Here is a 4,212-nt window from a genome sequence, read left to right on the forward strand (position 1 = left end):
CGGCGCGGCGGCGCGCGGCTTGCTCCCCGCGGGCTTGGCCCCGGCGGTTCCCACGATCGTCTGTCCCGTCACTTGGTCAGCAATGGTCATCGGGGGCGAAAAACCCTTCCGCAAATCGCGACGCGTCAAGGAGTGTACCGGTCCGGTCGTCAACTCGCAAAGCGGCCGGATCTTCGGGGGTGTCATTCCCTTCGAATTCTGGCGGGACGATGTCGCCAAAGCCGCCCGCGGCGTTTGGTTCCGGGGCCGGATTTCGGTATGGTAGCAACCATGTACCGCGCAGTGACCCGCCAGATCGAAGTGACCGTCGAGCCGAACTTTGTTCCGGAGCAGTCGTCGGCCGACCGTTCCCGCTACTTCTGGTCCTACACCATCGTCATCACCAATTCCGGCGAGGAGACCGTGCAGCTCAAGACGCGGCACTGGATCATCACCGACGCTTCCGGCCGCCAGCAGGAGGTGAAAGGCGAGGGCGTGGTCGGCGAGCAGCCGATCCTGGCCCCCGGCGAGCGTTTCGAATACACCTCCGGCGTCCCGCTCTCGACCGCCTCCGGCTTCATGACCGGCCGCTACCAGATGGTCACCGAAAGCGGCGAGCGCTTCGAGATCGACGTGCCCGCGTTTTCGCTGGACAGCCCGGACAGCAAGAGGGTGTTGAATTAGGGGTGGTGTCGTCTGCAAGTAGGATGGGTAGAGCGAAGCGAAACCCATCGTCTCTCATCCTCGCGGAGGCATGATGGGTTTCGCTTCGCTCTACCCATCCTACGTCATCCAGACACGCCTTCGTAGCCTCGCGGCTTGAACCACCCGAGCTTTGCTTCATCTCGCTACCCTCAAATCCAAGAGGGCGCAGGGAAGGCCGGGTGCCAGCTCGCACCCGCGGTCTGCTGCGCGAAATGTAGCGCAAGAAGACCGCACAGCAGCATACAGGTGGTGCCGATCACTCGGCCTTCCCTGCGCGATGGTCGGACGGCTTATGCCGTGCTCTCCCGGGAGCCGAACTTTCCTCTGGCCTCCCTCGCCCCGCGAATTGGATGATGCAGTCCGCCCGGTTGGGCTCGCTCGCACCTTCGCGAAAGACTTGACCGTAGCAACGACGGCCAGGACCACACGGTTTTGCCGTACGCACGGCCCGCCACTTCGCCGCAGTATTTCCAGCCCAGTCGACGGAGCTGCGAAACTTACAGGCGAGACGAACCTAGCAGCGCCGCTCGTCTGCACGCGGGTTTCGAGCTCACAGGGACTACCCGCCCTGCCCGCCCCATCTCGTGCCGACGCTGCCGCGTCCACCGCAGCCCCGGCTCGCGATGCGTGACGACACAAGATCGCCCCTCTTGGATGAGCCGGGATGGATGACACATACGATAAAACCGAATTTCGGTAAAGTGGAATATTTTTGCGAGGATGGATTGACAGAGGGCGACACAGGCGAGGTGCCGTAGGGTGGGCAAAGGCGCAAAGCGCCGTGCCCACCATCTTTCACCATTTCAGAGACGTGGGCACGCTTCGCTTTGCCCACCCTACGAGAGCTCGCTACGCGCCCTCCACGCCCGCTTCATCCGGCGTGAAATCGTACACCGAGCTGCAGAACTCGCAGGTGACGACGACCTTGTCGTCCTTGACCATCGCGGCACGGTCGTCGGGCGAGAAGCTCTTGAGCATCGAGGCGACCGCATCGCGCGAGCAGGAGCACTGCGCCTTGAGCACCATCGGATTGAACACGCGCACGCCGCGCTCGTGAAACAGACGGAACAGCAGCCGCTCGCCGGAGAGTTCGGGATCGATCAGCTCGACGTCTTCGACCGTCTCGATCAGCGAGCGCGCCTCGACCCAGGCATCGTCTTCAGTGACGCTGTGCACTTCGACGCCATCGGGCGCATCGCCGGGGTGCAAGTCCGCCTGCCGCGCGCGCTCCGGTGCCTTCGGCAGAAACTGCATCAGCATGCCGCCGGCGCGCCAGCGATGCTTGCCGCCGTCGTTCGAGCGCCACTCCTCACCGACCGCAAGACGCACGCGCGTCGGGATCTGCTCGGAGCGCAGGAAATATTCGTGCGCGGCGTCTTCCAGGCTGCCGCCGTCGAGCGCGACCAGACCCTGGTAGCGACTCATGTCGGGGCCCTGGTCGATGGTCATGGCGAGATGGCCGCGGCCGAGCAGCGTGCCGGAATCCCTGGTATCGCCGAGACGCGCGGCATCGAAACGCGCATAGGCGCGCAGGCGATCCGGTGCCATGTAGTCGACAACAAGGAACGACACCGGGCCGTCGGTCTGGGCCTGCAGGATAAAGCGACCCTCGAATTTCAGCGCGGTGCCGAGCAGCGTCGTCAGCACGATGGCCTCGCCGAGCAGCTTGCCGACCGGCGCCGGGTAATCGTGCTTGGTCAGGATCTCGTCGAGCGCCGGGCCAAGCCGCACCAGTCGCCCGCGCACGTCGAGCGCATCGACCTCGTAGGGCAGCACGGCATCATCGATCGGGACCGCCGATGGTGCGCGAACCGGGCCTTCGGGCCCGGTATTCATGTCAGGGGATTGGGAAACCATGGCGGTCTATTTGGGGTCGGAGGATGGGAAATGGAAGAGGGCGCGGGGGCGGCGTGTTCCCGATGTGAGTGGAGTTGCACAAAGCCACCTCAAACTCGATGTCGTCCCGAGGCGCGCAAAGCGCGAACCCGGGATCCATAACCACAGGATGACGTTGTAGCCGGCGATGACAACTCCGAGTCCTCGCCAAACTCAATCCTGTGGTTACAGCGACGAGCGCAAGCCGCTCGCGCCGGGATCCCGGATCGGCGCGCCGCCGCGCGGCGCTTGTCCGGGATGACAGCGGAGAATGGGGCCATCAATGCGTCCCCACCGCAATTACTTCACCGCGTCAAAGCACCAAGCCAAAATACCCTTCTGCGCGTGCAGGCGGTTTTCGGCCTCGTCGAACACGACCGATTGCGGGCCGTCGATCACTTCATCCGTGACCTCCTCGCCGCGGTGGGCGGGCAGGCAGTGCATGAACAACGCATCGGGCTTGGCCAGCGACATCAGCTTGCCGTTGACCTGGTAGGGCTTGAGCACATTGTGGCGATGCTCGCCTTCCTTGTCGCCCATCGACACCCAGGTGTCGGTGACGACGCAATCGGCGCCGCGCACGGCGGCTTCCGGATCGGTGCCGAGCACGATCGATGCGCCGGTCGTCTTGATGAAGTCGCGCATCGCCTTTTTCGGCGCGAGCTCAGGCGGCGTTGCGACATTGAGCTGGAACTTGAAGCGCTCGGCGGCATGCGCCCAGGACGCCAGCACGTTGTTGTCGTCGCCGGTCCAGGCCACCGTCTTGCCCTCGATCGGGCCGCGATGCTCCTCATAGGTCATGAGGTCGGCCATCACCTGACAGGGATGCGAACGCCGCGTCAGGCCGTTGATGACCGGCACGGTGGCGTTGGCCGCAAGCTCCAGCAGCGCCTCGTGATTGAGGATGCGGATCATGATGGCGTCGACATAGCGCGACAGCACGCGCGCGGTGTCGGCGATGGTCTCGCCGCGACCGAGCTGCATCTCGGCGCCGGTGAGCATGATGGGCTCGCCGCCGAGCTGGCGCATGGCGACGTCGAACGACACCCGCGTCCGCGTCGAGGGGCGCTCGAAGATCATCGCCAGCGTCTTGCCTTCGAGCGGCCTGACCGGCTGCTGCGCCTTCTGCTTCGCCTTCATGGCGGAGGATGCGGCGAGCATGCGCTTGAGCTCCGACAGCGGGAGCTCGTTGATGTCGAGGAAGTGTTTCGGCGACGTGCTCATCAGCTTGCCGCCCGCTTGGTCAAACTGGACGAGATCGCAGCGCAGGCGCGCTCGAGCCTGATGACGCTGTCCTCGATCTCGGCCTCGGTGACGATCAAAGGCGGCAGGAAACGCACGACATTGTCGCCCGCGCCGACGGTGAGCAGTTTCTCGCCACGCAAGGCGGCCACGAGATCGCCCGAAGGCACCACGGCCTTGATGCCGATCAGCAGGCCCTCGCCGCGGACTTCGCTGACGACATCGGGGTGGCGATCGATCACGGAGGCGAGCTTCTGCTTCAGCAGCAACGACATCTTCTGCACGTGGTCGAAAAAGCCGGGCTCGAGCATGACGTCGAGCACCGCATTGGCCGCCGAGATCGCCAGCGGATTGCCGCCGAAGGTCGAGCCGTGCGAACCGGGCCCCATGCCGGAAGCCGCATCCGCGGTC

The 4,212-nt window shown here is 64.8% G+C and carries 5 protein-coding genes; 2 read left to right on the forward strand and 3 right to left on the reverse strand.

Annotated features, from left to right (window positions below):
• Window positions 1-265: hypothetical protein (locus MOV75_RS29185; protein ID WP_247007065.1), on the forward strand; the 265-nt coding region annotated here is incomplete at its 5' end.
• A gap of 5 nt (window positions 266-270) precedes the next feature.
• On the forward strand, window positions 271-663 hold the full coding sequence (gene apaG / locus MOV75_RS29190) for a Co2+/Mg2+ efflux protein ApaG (RefSeq protein ID WP_246931092.1): 393 nt from the start codon (window positions 271-273) through the stop codon (window positions 661-663).
• Between the two features lie 870 nt (window positions 664-1,533).
• Here apaG and MOV75_RS29195 read toward each other — a convergent pair.
• The 3 genes from MOV75_RS29195 to MOV75_RS29205 all read right to left on the reverse strand — a co-directional run.
• The gene (locus MOV75_RS29195; protein WP_246931089.1) at window positions 1,534-2,541 is read right to left on the reverse strand and encodes an Hsp33 family molecular chaperone; all 1,008 of its coding nucleotides are present in this window, start codon (window positions 2,539-2,541) and stop codon (window positions 1,534-1,536) included.
• A gap of 318 nt (window positions 2,542-2,859) precedes the next feature.
• Window positions 2,860-3,783 carry an ornithine carbamoyltransferase gene (gene argF / locus MOV75_RS29200; RefSeq protein WP_246931090.1) on the reverse strand — a complete coding sequence of 308 codons (924 nt, stop codon included), beginning with the start codon at window positions 3,781-3,783 and terminating at the stop codon, window positions 2,860-2,862.
• On the reverse strand, window positions 3,783-4,212 hold a 430-nt coding region (locus tag MOV75_RS29205), incomplete at its 5' end, for an aminotransferase class III-fold pyridoxal phosphate-dependent enzyme (protein ID WP_246931091.1). The genes MOV75_RS29205 and argF, both read right to left, overlap by 1 nt.

Source organism: Bradyrhizobium sp. PRIMUS42, assembly GCF_023006515.1.
Lineage (GTDB): Bacteria > Pseudomonadota > Alphaproteobacteria > Rhizobiales > Xanthobacteraceae > Bradyrhizobium.